This window comes from Hansschlegelia plantiphila (assembly GCF_027922265.1).
In the GTDB taxonomy this organism is placed as follows: Bacteria; Pseudomonadota; Alphaproteobacteria; order Rhizobiales; family Methylopilaceae; genus Methylopila; species Methylopila plantiphila.
On sequence record NZ_BSFI01000022.1, the window covers coordinates 16,012 to 30,947 of the forward strand.

The window sequence follows — 14,936 nt, forward strand, 5'->3', positions numbered from 1 at the left end:
CCATCGTGGCGAACCTGTTCGAGGCGGCGGGACTGGAGCGCGAGGCGCCGCGTCCGCTGGCGGACAGGCTGCGTCCGCGGACGCTCGACGAGGTCATCGGGCAGGAGCACCTGCTCGGCGCCGACGGCGCGCTCGGCCGTCTGGTGGAGGCCGGCAGCTTGGGAAGCCTGATCTTCTGGGGGCCGCCGGGCACCGGCAAGACCACCGTCGGGCGTCTGCTCGCCGACGCGACGAACCTCGCCTTCGAGCCGATCTCGGCGATCTTCACGGGCGTCGCCGACCTCAAGAAGGTGTTCGAGGCCGCGCGCGGCCGCCGCGCGATGGGGCAGGGCACGCTGCTCTTCGTCGACGAGATCCACCGCTTCAACAAGGCCCAGCAGGACAGTTTCCTGCCGGTGATGGAGGACGGCACCGTCACGCTGGTCGGGGCGACGACCGAAAATCCCTCCTTCGCGCTCAACGCCGCTCTGTTGTCGCGGGCCCGTGTGCTGGTGTTCCGGCCGCTTGACGCCGAGGCGCTGGAGAAGCTGCTCGCGCGCGCCGAGGAGATCGAGGGCAGGGCGCTCCCGCTCGACGAGGAGGCGCGCGCCTCGCTGATCCGGATGGCGGACGGCGACGGCCGGGCGTCTCTGACGCTTGCCGAGGAGATCTGGCGCGCGGCGCGCAAGGGCGAGGTGTTCGACGCCGCCCGCGTTCAGGACGTCGTGCAGCGCCGCGCGCCGATCTACGACAAGTCGGCGGACGGCCATTACAACCTGATCTCGGCGCTGCACAAATCGGTCCGCGGCTCGGATGCGGACGCCTCGCTCTACTGGCTTGCCCGGATGCTGGACGCGGGCGAGGACCCGCTCTACCTCGCGCGCCGGCTGATCCGGATGGCGTCGGAGGACATTGGCCTCGCCGACCCGCAGGCGCTCGTCGTCGCGATCGCCGCGCGTGACGCCTATGAGCAGCTCGGCACGCCGGAGGGGGAGCTCGCGCTCGCCGAATGCGTGGTGCACCTCGCGACGGCGCCGAAGTCGAACGCGATCTACGTCGCCTACAAGCGCGCGCGGGCCGCCGCCAAGGAGCACGGCTCGCTCGTGCCGCCCAAGCACATCCTCAACGCCCCGACCAAGCTGATGAAGTCCGAGGGCTACGGCTCCGGATACGCCTACGACCACGACGCGCCCGAGGGGTTCTCCGGCCAGGACTACTTCCCCGAGGAGATGGGCCGCCGCGTGTTCTACGACCCGCCCGACCGCGGCTTCGAGCGCGAGCTCCGGAAGAGGATCGACTACTGGGCGAAGCTGAGGGCCGAGCGGGAGTAGGGCGGCTGTGGCGGGTCCAGCTGCGACGGTGTAGTTTTGGCGAAGCGATCGAGGACGGTCCGATGACTGAACTTCTCAGCAAGGCCTTCGAAGAGCTTTCCAAGCTGCCAGCCGCCCGCCAGGACGAACTGGCTTTGATGCTGATCGACGTCGTCGAGAACGATCGGCTGCTTTCAGAGGGCGAATCCCGCCTGACGCCCGAGCAGAGGGCGGAGGTCGACGCGGCGCTCGCGGAAGATGGGCCTTACGCGACGGACGAAGAGATGGAGGCGTTCTTCGCACGATACCGGGCGTGAAGGTTCGTTACACGATCCGGGCGGAACGCCACCTCAAAGCCATCGCGGAGCATATCGCGCAGGACAGTCCGGCCGCAGCCGGCAAAGTCGTTTCAGGAATCAAAGCGTCCGTCGAACGCCTCGAACGATTTCCTGAGAGCGGGCGCGTCGGCGGACAAGGCGCCTGGGAGCTTCCTGTTCCCGACTGCCTTACGTTGTGATCTATCGTATCCGCTTCGAACATGTGGACATTCTCGGCGTCTTCCACACGTCCCGGGATCCCTCCGTCCGGAACCGCCCATGATCCCCGTTCTCCTCGTAGCTGTCGGCGGCGCGCTCGGCTCGGTCGCGCGCTACCTGGTCAATGTCTGCGCGACGCGCATGTTCGGGCTTGGCTTTCCATGGGGCACTCTGACGGTGAACGTCGTAGGCGGCTTCGTCATGGGCATGCTCGCCGCTCTGCTCGCGCTGAAGGGCGGCTCGCAGGAGCTGCGGGTGTTCCTGCTGACAGGCGTGCTCGGCGGATTCACGACGTTTTCCGCCTTCTCGCTCGATACGGTCACGCTCTGGGAGCGAGGTGAGATCGGGCTGGCGGGCGCCTATGTGGCGGCGTCCTTCGCGCTCTCTATCTGCGCTCTCGTCGCCGGCCTCGCTCTTGGGCGCGCGCTGGGGTAAAAGGCCGGTTCTGCTCAATCGAAACGTAAGTCGTCGACGCGCCGCGAGCGGGCGTCGCGGCCGTATCGGCGAACCGAAAGCACGTCCCCGATGGCCGACCGCCCCTCCCGCGGACCCAGGAAGACTGGAGCCCGACCTCCGGTCCGAACCAAGACCGGCCGGCCCACCAAGGCCGCGGCGCGCGCCGCGGCCGGAGCCGCGTTCCGCAACCCCGTTAAAAAGCCCGTCGCGCAGAAGTCTCCGGGCGCGCCGCGCTCTGCGGTCGAAAAAAGCATCGCGATGGCGGCGAAGCCGCTGCCCGCGCTGCCGGGCAAGGCCGCCGGGGTCCAGATGATCCCGGTCCGCGAGGCCGAAGAGGGCATGCGGCTCGACCGCTGGTTCAAGGAGCGTTTTCCCGCGCTCGCCTTCGGCCATCTCCAAAAGCTCTGTCGCACCGGCCAGATCCGGGTCGATGGCGCGCGCGCCAAGACCGCCGCGCGACTTTCCGTCGGCATGACCGTTCGCGTGCCGCCTCTGAAGGCCGAGGGCGACGTTGGTGAGGATGGCGTAGCCGCCCCAGCCGTCCGGCGACCGAACGAGGACGACAAGGACGCGAAGTTCCTCAAGGACATCACGATCCACGAGGATCGCGACATCCTGGTGCTCAACAAGCCCTTCGGCCTCGCGGTGCAGGGGGGCTCGGGGATCGCGCGTCATGTCGACGGTCTCCTGGAATCGCTGCGCGACCGGCAGGGCCAGAAGCCCCGTCTCGTCCACCGCATCGACAAGGACACCGCAGGCGTCCTCGTCGTCGCCAAGACGCGGCTCGCTGCGTCGGAGCTCGCCCGAGCCTTCCGCTCGCGGCTGACGCGGAAGATCTACTGGGCGCTCGTCCAGGGCGTTCCCCGCGTCCGCCAAGGCCGGATCTCGACCTATCTCGCCAAGGGCGAGGGAGAGGGCGCCGAAGGCGAGCGGATGCGGGTCGCCGAACACGGCGACGACGGCGCAGCCCATGCGCTGACCTATTACGCCGTGGTCGACCAGGCCGCGCAGAAGCTCGCCTGGCTGTCGCTCAAGCCCGTCACAGGGCGGACCCATCAGTTGCGCGCACATGCCGCTCATATCGGCCACCCGATCATCGGCGACCCGAAATACTTCGACGTCGAGAACTGGGAGTTCCCCGGCGGCCTGCAGAACCGGCTGCATCTGCTCGCGCGCCGGCTCGTCGTGCCGATGCCGAACGGCGACGTCCTCGACGTCTCCGCGCCGCTGCCGCCCCACATGGCGCAGTCCTGGGCGGTGCTCGGCTTCGACGCCTCCGACTACGACCCGATCGTCGACGCGCCGGAGTGACGGCCCCGCTTGTGCGCCTGCCCACCGCGACATAGTTCAGCGCCATGAAGCTGATCATCTTCGACGTCGACGGCACCCTCCTCGACAGCCAGCACGCGATCGTGGCCGCGATGGCGGAAGCCTACACGCAGCATGGCCTGCCCGCGCCTTCGCGCGAGGCGGTGCGCGCAATCGTCGGGCTGTCGGTCGCCGAGGCCGTCGCTGAGCTGTCGGCCGAGGCCGCGGACCATCCGCAGGCCGAGATCGGCGAGGCGTTCAAGCTCAGCTTCATGCAGAGCCGCGCGCGCTCGCCGGACGGCATGGCGCTCTATCCGGGCGCGCTGCAGATCATCGAGCGGCTCGCCGCCCGCGGCGACGTCACGCTGGGCCTGGCCACGGGCAATTCGCGGCGCGGCGTGGCTCATTTCATCGAACGTTTCGGGCTCGAGAATCATTTCGTCACGCGCCAGACCGCCGACGACGCTCCCTCGAAACCACATCCCGGCATGATCCTCCAGGCGGCGGCGGAAGCCGGCGTACGCCCGGAGGAGGCCGCGATGGTCGGCGACACCACCTTCGACATGGCGATGGCGCGCGCCGCGGGCGCCCGCGCCATTGGGGTGGCCTGGGGCTACCACCCCAGAGACCGGCTTATGGCGGCGGGCGCGGAGACCATCATCGAAGGCTTTGCGGATCTGCCGGCGGCGCTCGGCCTTCCCGAAAAGGCCATGGCGTCATGAGCGAGCGGCCTGACGCCCTGATCGAGAAGCCCAGGTTTCCGAAGCGCTTCTACAAGACCGCCGAAGTGCTGGAGGAGGGCGGCGTCTTTCTTCTGACGCTCGACGGCCTCAAGGCGCGCACCCCCGGCAGAGCCCTTCTCGCCTGTTCCTCGCCGGCGCTTGGCGAAGCGCTCGCGCACGAATGGCGTGAACAGGGCGAGTTCATCGACCCGACGACGATGCCGCTGACGCGTCTCGTCAACGTCGCGATCGACGGCGTGGCGGCCGCGCGCGAGGCGGTCGCGGCGGAGATCGTAAAATACGCCTCGAGCGACCTCGTCTGCTATCGCGCCGAGGGGCCGGAGCGGCTGGTCGGACGTCAGGGCGAGCACTGGGACCCGGTGCTCGCATTCGCCCGCGACGAGTTAGGCGCACGCTTCGTGCTGGCCGAGGGCGTGATGTTCGTCGAGCAGCCGGAAGGAACGCTGGAGGCGGTCCGCCACGCCGTGCCCAAGGACGATCCTTTCGTGCTGGCGGCGCTCAGCACCATCACCACGCTGACAGGCTCGGCGCTGCTCGCGCTCACGGTGCATCGCGGCAGGCTGTCGGCGGAGCAGGCTTGGCTCGCCGCCAATGTCGACGAGGACTGGAACGTCGAGCTTTGGGGCGAAGACGCCGAGGCGACCCAGCGCCGCGCCGGGCGCTGGCGTGAGATGGAGGCCGCCGCCCGGCTGATAGCGCTCGCGACCGACAGGTGACGGCGGTGCCCCAGGTGATCTTCCGGCCACATGCTGTGGAAAGGGACGGCGCGTAAAGGGTTCTGCGGACGCCAAAAGGCCGCAGGCCCATCCAGAACGTGACGCGTCCACCGATGGAGCCGTCATGCGATTCGCCGTTTATCCCGCCCTACCCGTCGTCGCCCTCGCGCTCTCATTGTCGGGGGTCTGAGTAGTAACGGAGCAGAAAACCTATTCTCAGCCTTCTAGCCACAAAGTGGAGAAATATTCTTTGATCCAAGCTCTAAATAATACCTCACCCGTTGCCCTCGTGACCGGTTCCACGTCCGGCATCGGCGCCGCGATAGCCCGCCGGCTATCCAGCGAGGGGTATGCCGTAGTCCTGCACTCGCGCAATTCCGCTGAAACTGGATTCGCGTTAGCCGCTGAATTGGGAAAAGCTACGTACATCCAAGCCGATTTGGCCGATGACGCTGACAGGATCAGGCTTGTGCGGGAGGCTATATCCTGGGGAGGTCGGCTTGATGTCCTTGTCAACAATGCCGGCACCAGCCGCGTTATTCCCCATGCCGATCTTATGGCCGCCTCGCCTGCCGTCTGGAACGAGCTGCATGAGGTCAACGTGGTAGCCCCATTTCGCCTCGTGGCGGAAGCCGCAACAGCCTTGAGAGATGCAGCCCGACGCGGCCGACCGGCCTGTGTCGTCAACGTCAGCTCACATGCTGGCGTCCGGCCCAAGGGCGCATCAATCCCTTATGCCGCATCCAAAGCCGCGTTGAACCATGTCACTCGCCTGCTCGCCGTATCGCTTGCACCGGATATCAGAGTGAATGCCGTTGCCCCTGGTTTGGTGGATACGCCTCTGACGGCGGATTGGACCGCTGCCCAACAGTTGTGGCGGGAGCGCTCGCCCATGCGCAGAGCCGCCAGACCGGAGGATATCGCCCAAATCGTCGCTATGCTGGTAGCCTCGGACTACCTGACCGGCGAAATTTTGCTGTCGGATGGCGGGCTGAACCTGACATAGCGCACCATCAGATATGCATGACAGCGAGCTTATGTAGGTTTTCTGTTCCGTTGCTACTCAGACCCCTTGTCGGCCTGCGCCACTTACCCGGCGATAGTCCCGCAGGCGTCGTTCGTCGACAAGGTGGACGTCGAGCTGAAGCAGGACGTCACGTCGCACACCAGCGCCGGCATCGTCGCCTCCAAGACGTGACGGGAGTCGACGCGCTACGGCCATGACGGCGCGCCCAAGCAGCTGCGCATCGCGATTCCTCGTCTGCACTACAAGAACGCCCTGCAGTCCGCGCTGATCGGCGACGCCAACTCGTTGGCGCGCACGTCGCGGTGTTCGACGCCGAGAGCGGCAAGCCGAACGGCAAGTTCGACGTGGTCGCGATCGATCAAGCGGCGCTCAATGGCCTCGCGGGCGTCATGATCTCCGCCATGAAGGACAAAACGAGGCCGATCAGCGCCTCGCCCAGCAAATCGCTGCGGACGTCATGGAGCACGTCTATGGCTCGGCCGTCGCCAGGGAGGCCAGCCAGCGCCCTGTCGTCGAGGCTCCCGAGCCGCCTCCGGCCGTCGCGCCGGCAGCGCCCAAACCTGCGCCTGCGAAGGCCAAGACCCACCAAACGGCGATGCTCGCGCCGCCCGCCGCCCGCTGAGGTTCTCGGACCTTCGTCGGCGTTGCGGCGCCGCACACACCGCTATACGGCTCTCCGATCGGTTGTGAGAGGACGGGAGCTGCGGCGCGATGAAGGACGTTCTGATCGAGCTTGAACAGCGCCGCGCGACGGCCCGCCTCGGCGGCGGGCAGAAGCGCATCGACGCCCAGCACGCCCGGGGAAAGCTCACAGCGCGGGAACGGCTGGAGATCCTGCTCGATCCAGATTCGTTCGAAGAATACGACATGTTCGTGGAGCATCGCTCCAGCGACTTCGGCATGGAGAAGCAGAAGATCCCGGGCGACGGCGTCGTCACCGGCTGGGGGACGGTTAACGGCCGAAAGGTGTTCGTGTTCGCGAAGGACTTCACGGTGTTCGGCGGCTCGCTCTCCGAGGCGCACGCCCAGAAGATCATCAAGATCCAGGACATGGCGATCCGCAACCGCGCGCCTGTCATCGGCCTGTTCGACGCCGGCGGCGCGCGCATCCAGGAGGGCGTGGCTGCGCTCGGAGGCTATGGCGAGGTGTTCCAGCGCAACGTGCTGGCTTCGGGCGTCATCCCGCAGATCTCGGTGATCATGGGGCCCTGCGCGGGCGGCGACGTCTATTCGCCGGCGATGACCGACTTCATCTTCATGGTGCGCGACCGCTCCTACATGTTCGTCACCGGGCCGGACGTGGTGAAGACCGTCACCAACGAGACGGTGACCTCCGAGGAGCTCGGCGGCGCGAAGATCCACACAACCAAGTCGTCGATCGCCGACGGCGCTTACGACAACGATGTCGACGCGCTGATCGACATGCGCCGGCTGATGGATTTCCTGCCCGGCAACAACATCGAGGGCGCGCCGGAATGGCCGTCGTTCGACGATCCCGACCGCTACGACCCATCGCTCGACAGGCTCATCCCCGACAATCCGAACAAGCCCTACGACATCAAGGAGCTGATCCTGAAGACTGTCGACGAAGGCGACTTCTTCGAGATCCAGGAGGCCTTCGCCCGCAACATCGTCACCGGCTTCGGCCGGCTCGAGGGCCGCACCGTCGGCGTCGTGGCGAACCAGCCGATGGTGCTGGCGGGCGTCCTCGACTCGGACGCCAGCCGCAAGGCTGCGCGCTTCGTGCGTTTCTGCGACTGCTTCGAGATCCCGATCGTCACCTTCGTCGACGTGCCGGGCTTCCTTCCCGGAACCGCGCAGGAATATGGCGGTCTCATCAAGCACGGCGCGAAGCTTCTATTCGCCTACGCCGAGGCGACGGTTCCGAAGGTGACCGTCATCACCCGAAAGGCCTTCGGCGGAGCCTACGACGTCATGGCGTCGAAGCATCTGCGCGGCGACGTGAATTACGCCTGGCCGACGGCGCAGATCGCGGTGATGGGCGCAAAAGGAGCGGTCGAGATCATCTTCCGCGGAGCCGACGCCGAGGGAATCGCGAGCAAGACCAAAGAGTACGAGGACCATTTCATGTCGCCCTTCGTGGCGGCCGAGCGCGGCTATATCGACGAGGTCATCCAGCCGCGCTCGACGAGGCGACGGGTCGCCCGGGCGCTGGCGATGCTTCGAGGCAAGCGGCTCGAAAACCCCTGGAAAAAACACGACAACATACCGCTCTAGGATCGACTTCTGACCCGCAGGGCTGACGCGCGCGCGATCCGCAGCTAGTCTCTCATTAGAACGCAGCTAAGGAACGGTCCGACTGACCGCGTCCAAGCGCGTCGTCGGGAGGCGGCCGGTCTGACACTCGAAGAGCAGGACGATGACGGCGCGGCGCCCCCGCTGGAAGATTGCGAGGCCACGCAGGCGGTTCGTCGTCGTCATGTCCTCTTCATCCCAGGTTATCTGCCGCAGGCGCCCGTGCAGCAACGCAGGTTGGCCGGCCTTAATCTGAGGCGCTTCGCCAAGCTCTGGAATGTCGAGGTTGATGCAGGCCGGGAGCTGACCGAACACCCGGAGACGCCGAGCGCTTCCTGGCAGATCGAGATGCGTTCAGGGGACGCTCGGGTGTCGGTGGTCTACGAGATCCTGCGGTGGGACGATCTTGTCGCTCGGGATTTTGCGGTCCCCTTGGCTCATAAATTTCTGCAAGGCTTCGGAACGCTCTGGCTGGTCGTGACGTCCGGCCTGCTGTGGCGTCTGTGGCGCACCGCTCCATGGTATGCCGGGGCCTGGCTCTACCCGATCGCAGTCTTCATCGGCGCGGGCGCCCTCGGCGCCGCCGGAGGCAGTCTCGTCGAGGCTGGAGCGGTTGAACTGGAGTTCGAGGAAATCAGCGTGCTGCTCGGCGTCGCGACCTGGGCGTTGAGTTGGCTTGGCCTGCTGCATCTCCTGCGCCGATCGGGCGGTTTCGTCGTGCATCTGATGGACGACGGTCGATCGCAGCTTCGTTACGCCCGCCAGAAAGAGGCCGACCTTCACGATAGGGTCGGCGCCTTCGCGGATCGCATCCGCGCCGTCGTCCAGGAGGGGGCCGCCGACGAGGTGCTCGTCGTCGGGCACAGCAGCGGGTCGTTCCTCGCGATAGACGCGGTGTCGCGCGCCTATGAGGCCGAGCCCGGCTTCAGCCACACGGCGCCGTCATTCGCGCTTCTGACGGTCGGCGCGACGGAACTGATGGTCGCGCTCCACCCGGCGGCGGGCTGGTTCCGCGAGCGGATACGCCGTCTCGCCGTCGAACCCGCGCTGTTCTGGGCGGAGGTCGTCGGGCCGTGGGACGCTCTGAACTTTCCGCGCCGGGATCCGGTGTCAGAGCTCGGACTACAGACGCCGCCTGACAGACCCAATCCGGTCTTTCGACGAGCCTTCCTCACGAAGATGCTCAAGCCAGCGACCATCAAGTCTCTAAGACGCGGGATCAAGGTGTTCCGCCTGCACTTCCAGTTCATCATGGCGAACGAAGTGCAGGGGCCATACGACTACTTCGGCCTCGTCTGCGGCCCGCACTTCGCGCGAACCCAGTTCGCGCGGACAGCCATCGGCGGCGCGACCCGCATGAGTCCGCATCTGCAGGCGCTTGGCGACGATCGAGGTCCCGTTTTGGAACGGCGACCGACCCAGGACGCCACCCTCTGAGGGACGCTTTGATCGATCAGTAAGATTCGACTCGATTTCATCGTCTGTTTACGCTTCCTTAACCATTAGCGGGTCGTGCGGCTGCAGCGACGCTCGGGAGTTCGATCCCGGCGTCGGCGCCTTTGCGACCACTGGGCGGTGACAGGAACGGCAGATGGTCGCACTCGATTTTGCGCCGCTTGGCGGCGAAACAGCCGAAATCATCCATCCGCGCGCAGGCGTGAAGGTGGGCGGCCCGGCCGCGCTGAGGAAGCGGATCGAATACGGAACGCTGGTCGGCAGCATGGCGACGGGGTCGCTGTTCGCCGTCTGGTGGCTTCTGAACCATTCCATGACGTGGATAGAGTGGACCTCGCTCGGCGTCGGCTATGTCATCATAAATGTCGGCGTTGGAATGGGTTACCACCGCTACTTCACGCATAAGAGCTTCGAGACATCGAAGCCGATGCGCTACGCGATCGGCGTTCTGGCGCAGCTCTGCTGCCAGGGTTCGGTGCTCCGCTGGGTGGCCGATCATCGCCGCCATCACGCCCACGCCGATCACTGCGGGGACGTCCACAGCCCGGTGGTCGATGGCATGTGCAACAATGAAGGCACGCTGAAAGGCCTCTTCCACAGCCACATCGGCTGGCTGATGGACCCGACCACGACGGATCTCGACGTCTTCGCCCGCGACCTGCAGCAGGATCCCGTGGTGATGTGGTGCCATCGCACCCGCTGGTTCTGGGCGTTCTTCTCGCTGGCCGGCGCCCCGTTCGCGTTCGGCTACGCCTTCGGCGGATGGGAGCACGGCGTCGGATCGATGCTGGTCGGCGGTTTTCTCAGGACCTTCCTGTTCCTCAACATGGTGCTCGCGGTGAACTCGATCGGGCACACCTTCGGCACCGAGCGCTTCGACAATCACAGCCACGCCAAGAACAACTGGGTGCTGGCGCTGCTCACCTTCGGCGACGGCTGGCACAACAACCACCACCGCCATCCGCGCAACGCCTATGCCGGCCTCACCTGGTGGGAGATCGACGTCAACGGCTACATCATCTCCGGGCTGGAGAAACTCGGGCTGGTCTGGAACGTGGTCCGAATCCCCGCCGCCGCGAAAGCGGACTGATCGTCCGGATCAGACGCGGAAGCGCCGTTGAACCCTCGCGGATTTGTGGTCCGCAAATGAATCCGGTCGCGTCCGGGGCTGTGGATCTGCTGGGATCCGCAGCCCCTTTTTTTAGCCGCCGGCCTGGAGCCGCCTTGCGACGGCGGGGGCGAAGTAGGTCAGCACGCCATCGGCGCCTGCGCGCTTGAACGCCATCAAGCTCTCGAACATCGCGGCGTCGCCGTCGATCCAGCCATTGTCGGCCGCCGCCCGGATCATCGCGTACTCGCCGGACACCTGGTAGGCGTAGGTCGGCATCCGGAAGCGCTCCTTCAGCCGCCACACGATGTCGAGATAAGGCATCCCTGGCTTCACCATCAGCATGTCGGCGCCTTCGGCGACGTCGAGTTCCGCCTCGCGCAGCGCCTCGTCGCTGTTCGCCGGGTCCATCTGATAGGTCTTCTTGTCGCCGATCAGCGCCTTCCTGGTGCCGATCGCATCGCGGAACGGCCCATAGAAGGCGGACGCGTACTTCGCGGCGTAGGACATGATCTGGACGTCAGCCCGCCCGGCGTCGTCGAGCGCGCCGCGGATTGCGCCGACCCGACCGTCCATCATGTCGGAAGGAGCGATAACGTCCGCGCCGGCCTCGGCCTGCGTCAGCGCCTGACGGACCAGCGCGGCGACTGTGGCGTCGTTCAGGATTCGCTCCCCCGCCATCAGGCCGTCATGGCCATGGCTGGTGTAGGGATCGAGCGCGACGTCGGTGATCAGACCGATCTCGGGGACCGCGGCCTTGAACGCTCTTAAAGCCGTGCAGACGAGATTGTCGGGGTTCTCGGCCTCCGACCCCTGTGCGTCGCGAAGCGCCGGATCCGTGTAGGGGAACAGGGCGATCGCGGGGATGCGGAGCTTCGCCGCCATTTCGACGTCGCGGACGGCCTCGTCGACCGTCAGGCGTTCGACGCCCGGCATCGCCGACACCGCCTCGCGGCGCCTCTCGCCGTCGATCAGGAAGATCGGCCAGATCAGATCGTCGACGGTCACCTGGTTCTCGCGCACGAGCCGCCGGGACCAGTCCGCGCGGCGATTGCGCCGGAGCCGCGTGGGGAGATCGAGCGCGCCGTCGGGCGTCCGGTTGTCGCTCGTCGCGCGAAGATTTCCGATCGCGTCGTGCATCGATCGAGTCCTCCAAACCAGGGACGCCGGCGGCGGCCGCACCCCCCGCCCGCGTTTGTAGGGCCATATCACCTGGAGCACCTGATGGACATGGCGAGCGCGCAGACGCGCCATCTCAGGCGCGCAGGCGTCGGCCGTTTGCGCCATCGGCGGGAGTCGGGGAGATTGCCCCCGGACGTCGCAGCGTTGCGACCGCCCCAGATGCGGATCGGAGAGGCCATGGCGGCTGAGCAGGACAAGGCGGGCCTTCCCGGCATCTCGCTGATCGACACGGTGCTGTCGGGGGATCGCGTCGCGCGGCCCTGGAGCTACCGGCTGGTTCTGATGGTGCGTGGGCTGGCGGTGTTCGAACTGCTCAAGGGTCTGGCCTATTGGGCTGCTCTGATCGGAGCGGGCGGTTCGCCCGATCCGCTTTCCGGGATGACGACGCCGTGGCTCGTCGCCTGCCTGTTCTTCGCGGTCGCTGATCCGGTGGCCGCGGTCGGACTGTGGCTTGGAGCGGCGTGGGGGGTCGCGATCTGGCTGCTCGCCGCCATCGGCCAGATCGTTGTCGCGTCGGTAGAGCCGGCGGCGTCCGGCGGTCGCTGGTTCATGACGGCGTTCACGCTGCTGGCTATGGCGGCCTACGTTTTTCTCTCTATGAACGCTCGGCGGGAAGCCCCTTGAGCCCAAGACGATCAGCGCCTTTCCCGCTCTGCGCAGTCACCGTTTATGGCCATTCAGATTTCAGAAGGCAAAATGAAGATCGATTCACGTTTATCCAGGTAAGATCTTGTTGACTTACGCAGGAAACGGTTTGTTCAGTCTAAGAAATAAATACAAATTTCATCACGTCATTTAAGCGCATTTTCACGTGCCCGGACTATCTTCGGTATCAACGAGGCGCGGGACAGGACGACGCCTCAAGTTGATCTGGAATATAGGAAGGCGTCTGCCATGAAGAACGTTGCCCGCCGGGCCGAGCCCGCCGCCGCCGATCCTCGTCAGGGTGAAGTCCGCCCGCTTTATCTTGAGGCGCTCACTTTGGTCGAGCGGCTTCATCGCAGGCTGCTGGACGTCATCAAGGATGAGTTCGACCGGCGCGGCCGCTCCGACATCAACAGCGTCCAGGCGCTTCTTCTCTATAACATCGGCGACGCCGAGCTCACCGCCGGCGAACTCCGGACCCGCGGCTACTATCTCGGCTCCAACGTCTCCTACAACCTCAAGAAGCTCGTCGAGATGGGCTACCTGCACCACCAGCGTTCGCGGATGGACCGCCGCTCGGTCCGGATCAGCCTGACGGAACAGGGCCGCGAGATCCACGACGTGGTCGACCAGCTCTACGCCAAGCACGTCCGCACGATCGAGCAGGTCGGCGGCGTCAACGCGGAAGACTTCAAGACGCTGAACGTCGCTCTGGTTCGCCTCGAGCGCTTCTGGACCGACCAGATCCGCTTCCGACTTTGATGACGGCCGGCGCCTGTCGCGCCGCGAAACAAAAAGCCCGCCGCAAGCGCCTGCGGCGGGCTTTTTGTTTGCCGCTAGACTCTGCGCGGGCGACCCTCAGGCGCTGGGTCGAAGCAGGACGTGCTTCTTGCGACCGAGCGATAGCTTGATCACGCCTTCCGGCGTCAGATCGGCTTCCGTCAACTGCGCTCTCTCGTCGGCGACCGGCTTGTCGTTCACACGAAGTCCGCCGCCCTTGACCTGACGGCGCGCCTCGCCGTTCGAGGCCACGAGGCGCGCGAGCTCCGCAAACGCCGACAGGACGCCGATGCCCGAAGTCAGCGCGTCGCGCGCGACCTCGACTGTGGGCAGCGTCTCAGCGAGAGAGCCTTCCTCGAAGGTCTTCCGGGCGGTCGCTTCGGCTTCTTCAGCCGCTGCGCGGCCATGGACGATGGCGGTCGCCTCGGTCGCCAGAACCTTCTTGGCCTCGTTGATCTCCGCGCCGTCCAAGGCGCCGAGCCGCTTAATCTCGGCAAGCGGCATGTCCGTGAACAACTTGAGGAAACGGACGACGTCGGCGTCTTCGGTGTTCCGCCAGTACTGCCAGAACACGTAAGGCGAGGCCATGTCGGCGTTGAGCCAGACCGCGCCGCCGGCGGTCTTGCCCATCTTGGCGCCGGACGACGTCGTAATCAGCGGGCAGGTCAGCGCGAACAGGCTCGCGCCGTCGACGCGGCGGCCGAGCTCGATGCCGTTGACGATGTTGCCCCACTGATCCGAGCCGCCCATCTGCAGCCGGCAACCGTAGCGGCGCTGAAGCTCGAGAAAGTCGTAGGCCTGCAGGATCATGTAGTTGAACTCGAGGAACGAGAACGGCTGGTCCTGCTCGAGCCTCGACTTGACGCTGTCGAAGGACAGCATGCGGTTGACCGAGAAGTGCCGGCCGATCTCGCGCAGGAACGGCACATATTCGAGCCTGTCGAGCCACTCGGCGTTGTCGACCATGATGGCGTCGGCGACGCCGTCGCCGAACGTCATGAACTGGGTGAAGACCGATTTGATGGTCTCCTTGTTCGCTGCGATCTGGGCGTCGTCCAGCAGCGGTCGCTGGTCGTTTCGGAACGACGGGTCGCCGACCTTTGTGGTGCCGCCGCCCATCAGCACGATCGGCTTGTGGCCGGTCTGCTGCAGCCGCCGCAGCATCATGATGTTCGCCATATGCCCGACATGCAGGCTCGGAGCCGTCAGGTCGTAGCCGATATAGGCCGTGACTTTTCCCTCGGTCGCCAGCGTGTCGAGCGCCGCCGGATCGGAAACCTGGTGGATCTGGCCGCGCTCGTCGAGAAGGCGCAGGAAATCGGAACGGTAGGTCGTCATCGGGTCAGGCGGCTCTTCCGGACGGTTCGGCGAATAGGCGCGGGGATGTAGCAGGTTCACGTTTCACGTGCCATCGCACGTGACAGTCCGCCCGACG

Annotated in this window: 16 protein-coding genes; 14 read left to right on the top strand and 2 right to left on the bottom strand. The window is 66.1% G+C overall.

The window, feature by feature from the left end; genetic code table 11:
• Positions 1 to 5: 5 nt before the first annotated feature.
• The 12 genes from PKE75_RS15615 to PKE75_RS15665 all read left to right on the top strand — a co-directional run bounded on the left by PKE75_RS15615 (position 6) and on the right by PKE75_RS15665 (position 10,876).
• Entirely contained in the window at positions 6 to 1,310 is a 1,305-nt protein-coding gene (locus tag PKE75_RS15615; RefSeq protein ID WP_271169671.1) for a replication-associated recombination protein A, read from the top strand.
• A gap of 62 nt (positions 1,311 to 1,372) precedes the next feature.
• Positions 1,373 to 1,606, top strand: a complete 234-nt coding sequence (locus PKE75_RS15620) for a hypothetical protein (RefSeq protein WP_271169672.1) — start codon at positions 1,373 to 1,375, stop codon at positions 1,604 to 1,606.
• On the top strand, positions 1,603 to 1,806 hold the full coding sequence (locus PKE75_RS17955; protein ID WP_428979152.1) for a type II toxin-antitoxin system RelE/ParE family toxin: 204 nt from the start codon (positions 1,603 to 1,605) through the stop codon (positions 1,804 to 1,806). The genes PKE75_RS15620 and PKE75_RS17955 overlap by 4 nt, the downstream gene beginning before the upstream one ends.
• Positions 1,807 to 1,885: 79 nt before the next feature.
• On the top strand, positions 1,886 to 2,260 hold the full coding sequence (gene crcB, locus PKE75_RS15625; RefSeq protein ID WP_271169673.1) for a fluoride efflux transporter CrcB: 375 nt from the start codon (positions 1,886 to 1,888) through the stop codon (positions 2,258 to 2,260).
• 90 nt (positions 2,261 to 2,350) lie between these two features.
• Entirely contained in the window at positions 2,351 to 3,592 is a 1,242-nt protein-coding gene (locus PKE75_RS15630; RefSeq protein ID WP_271169674.1) for an RluA family pseudouridine synthase, read from the top strand.
• A gap of 44 nt (positions 3,593 to 3,636) precedes the next feature.
• Positions 3,637 to 4,311 (top strand): HAD-IA family hydrolase, encoded by a 675-nt coding sequence (locus PKE75_RS15635; protein WP_271169675.1) that lies wholly within the window; start codon positions 3,637 to 3,639, stop codon positions 4,309 to 4,311.
• Positions 4,308 to 5,048: an ATP12 family chaperone protein gene (locus PKE75_RS15640; RefSeq protein WP_271169676.1), complete on the top strand. Its 741-nt coding sequence runs from the start codon at positions 4,308 to 4,310 to the stop codon at positions 5,046 to 5,048. The genes PKE75_RS15635 and PKE75_RS15640 overlap by 4 nt, the downstream gene beginning before the upstream one ends.
• A gap of 250 nt (positions 5,049 to 5,298) precedes the next feature.
• A complete protein-coding gene (locus tag PKE75_RS15645) occupies positions 5,299 to 6,054 on the top strand; it encodes an SDR family NAD(P)-dependent oxidoreductase (protein WP_271169677.1) in 756 nt (251 codons plus the stop codon).
• Positions 6,055 to 6,120: 66 nt separating this feature from the next.
• Positions 6,121 to 6,246: a hypothetical protein gene (locus PKE75_RS15650; RefSeq protein ID WP_271169678.1), complete on the top strand. Its 126-nt coding sequence runs from the start codon at positions 6,121 to 6,123 to the stop codon at positions 6,244 to 6,246.
• A 540-nt stretch (positions 6,247 to 6,786) separates the two neighbouring features.
• The gene (locus PKE75_RS15655; protein WP_271169679.1) at positions 6,787 to 8,313 is read left to right on the top strand and encodes an acyl-CoA carboxylase subunit beta; all 1,527 of its coding nucleotides are present in this window, start codon (positions 6,787 to 6,789) and stop codon (positions 8,311 to 8,313) included.
• Between the two features lie 240 nt (positions 8,314 to 8,553).
• The gene (locus PKE75_RS15660; RefSeq protein ID WP_271169680.1) at positions 8,554 to 9,768 is read left to right on the top strand and encodes a hypothetical protein; all 1,215 of its coding nucleotides are present in this window, start codon (positions 8,554 to 8,556) and stop codon (positions 9,766 to 9,768) included.
• A 154-nt stretch (positions 9,769 to 9,922) separates the two neighbouring features.
• Entirely contained in the window at positions 9,923 to 10,876 is a 954-nt protein-coding gene (locus tag PKE75_RS15665) for an acyl-CoA desaturase (RefSeq protein ID WP_271169681.1), read from the top strand.
• Between the two features lie 111 nt (positions 10,877 to 10,987).
• On the opposite strand, the gene hemB is transcribed toward PKE75_RS15665, so the two are convergent.
• A complete protein-coding gene (hemB, locus tag PKE75_RS15670) occupies positions 10,988 to 12,034 on the bottom strand; it encodes a porphobilinogen synthase (protein ID WP_271169682.1) in 1,047 nt (348 codons plus the stop codon).
• Between the two features lie 219 nt (positions 12,035 to 12,253).
• On the opposite strand from hemB, the gene PKE75_RS15675 reads away from it, so the two are divergent.
• Together PKE75_RS15675 and ldtR are read left to right on the top strand one after the other, a co-directional pair.
• On the top strand, positions 12,254 to 12,700 hold the full coding sequence (locus tag PKE75_RS15675; RefSeq protein ID WP_271169683.1) for a DUF6163 family protein: 447 nt from the start codon (positions 12,254 to 12,256) through the stop codon (positions 12,698 to 12,700).
• Between the two features lie 270 nt (positions 12,701 to 12,970).
• Complete coding sequence (gene ldtR, locus PKE75_RS15680; RefSeq protein WP_271169684.1) at positions 12,971 to 13,483, top strand: transcriptional regulator LdtR; 513 nt, start codon at positions 12,971 to 12,973, stop codon at positions 13,481 to 13,483.
• Between the two features lie 96 nt (positions 13,484 to 13,579).
• On the opposite strand, the gene tyrS is transcribed toward ldtR, so the two are convergent.
• Positions 13,580 to 14,839, bottom strand: a complete 1,260-nt coding sequence (tyrS, locus tag PKE75_RS15685) for a tyrosine--tRNA ligase (protein ID WP_271169856.1) — start codon at positions 14,837 to 14,839, stop codon at positions 13,580 to 13,582.
• Between the last annotated feature and the right edge of the window lie 97 nt (positions 14,840 to 14,936).

Excerpts from the sequence above, each read along its gene's own strand:
- PKE75_RS15640 (WP_271169676.1), top strand. The coding sequence starts at position 4,308 with ATGAGCGAGCGGCCTGACGCCCTGATCGAGAAGCCCAGGTTTCCGAAG.
- PKE75_RS15635 (WP_271169675.1), top strand. The coding sequence starts at position 3,637 with ATGAAGCTGATCATCTTCGACGTCGACGGCACCCTCCTCGACAGCCAG.
- PKE75_RS15655 (WP_271169679.1), top strand. The coding sequence starts at position 6,787 with ATGAAGGACGTTCTGATCGAGCTTGAACAGCGCCGCGCGACGGCCCGC.
- ldtR (WP_271169684.1), top strand. The coding sequence starts at position 12,971 with ATGAAGAACGTTGCCCGCCGGGCCGAGCCCGCCGCCGCCGATCCTCGT.
- hemB (WP_271169682.1), bottom strand. The coding sequence starts at position 12,034 with ATGCACGACGCGATCGGAAATCTTCGCGCGACGAGCGACAACCGGACG.
- PKE75_RS15630 (WP_271169674.1), top strand. The coding sequence starts at position 2,351 with ATGGCCGACCGCCCCTCCCGCGGACCCAGGAAGACTGGAGCCCGACCT.
- PKE75_RS15675 (WP_271169683.1), top strand. The coding sequence starts at position 12,254 with ATGGCGGCTGAGCAGGACAAGGCGGGCCTTCCCGGCATCTCGCTGATC.
- tyrS (WP_271169856.1), bottom strand. The coding sequence starts at position 14,839 with ATGACGACCTACCGTTCCGATTTCCTGCGCCTTCTCGACGAGCGCGGC.
- PKE75_RS15620 (WP_271169672.1), top strand. The coding sequence starts at position 1,373 with ATGACTGAACTTCTCAGCAAGGCCTTCGAAGAGCTTTCCAAGCTGCCA.
- crcB (WP_271169673.1), top strand. The coding sequence starts at position 1,886 with ATGATCCCCGTTCTCCTCGTAGCTGTCGGCGGCGCGCTCGGCTCGGTC.
- PKE75_RS15665 (WP_271169681.1), top strand. The coding sequence starts at position 9,923 with ATGGTCGCACTCGATTTTGCGCCGCTTGGCGGCGAAACAGCCGAAATC.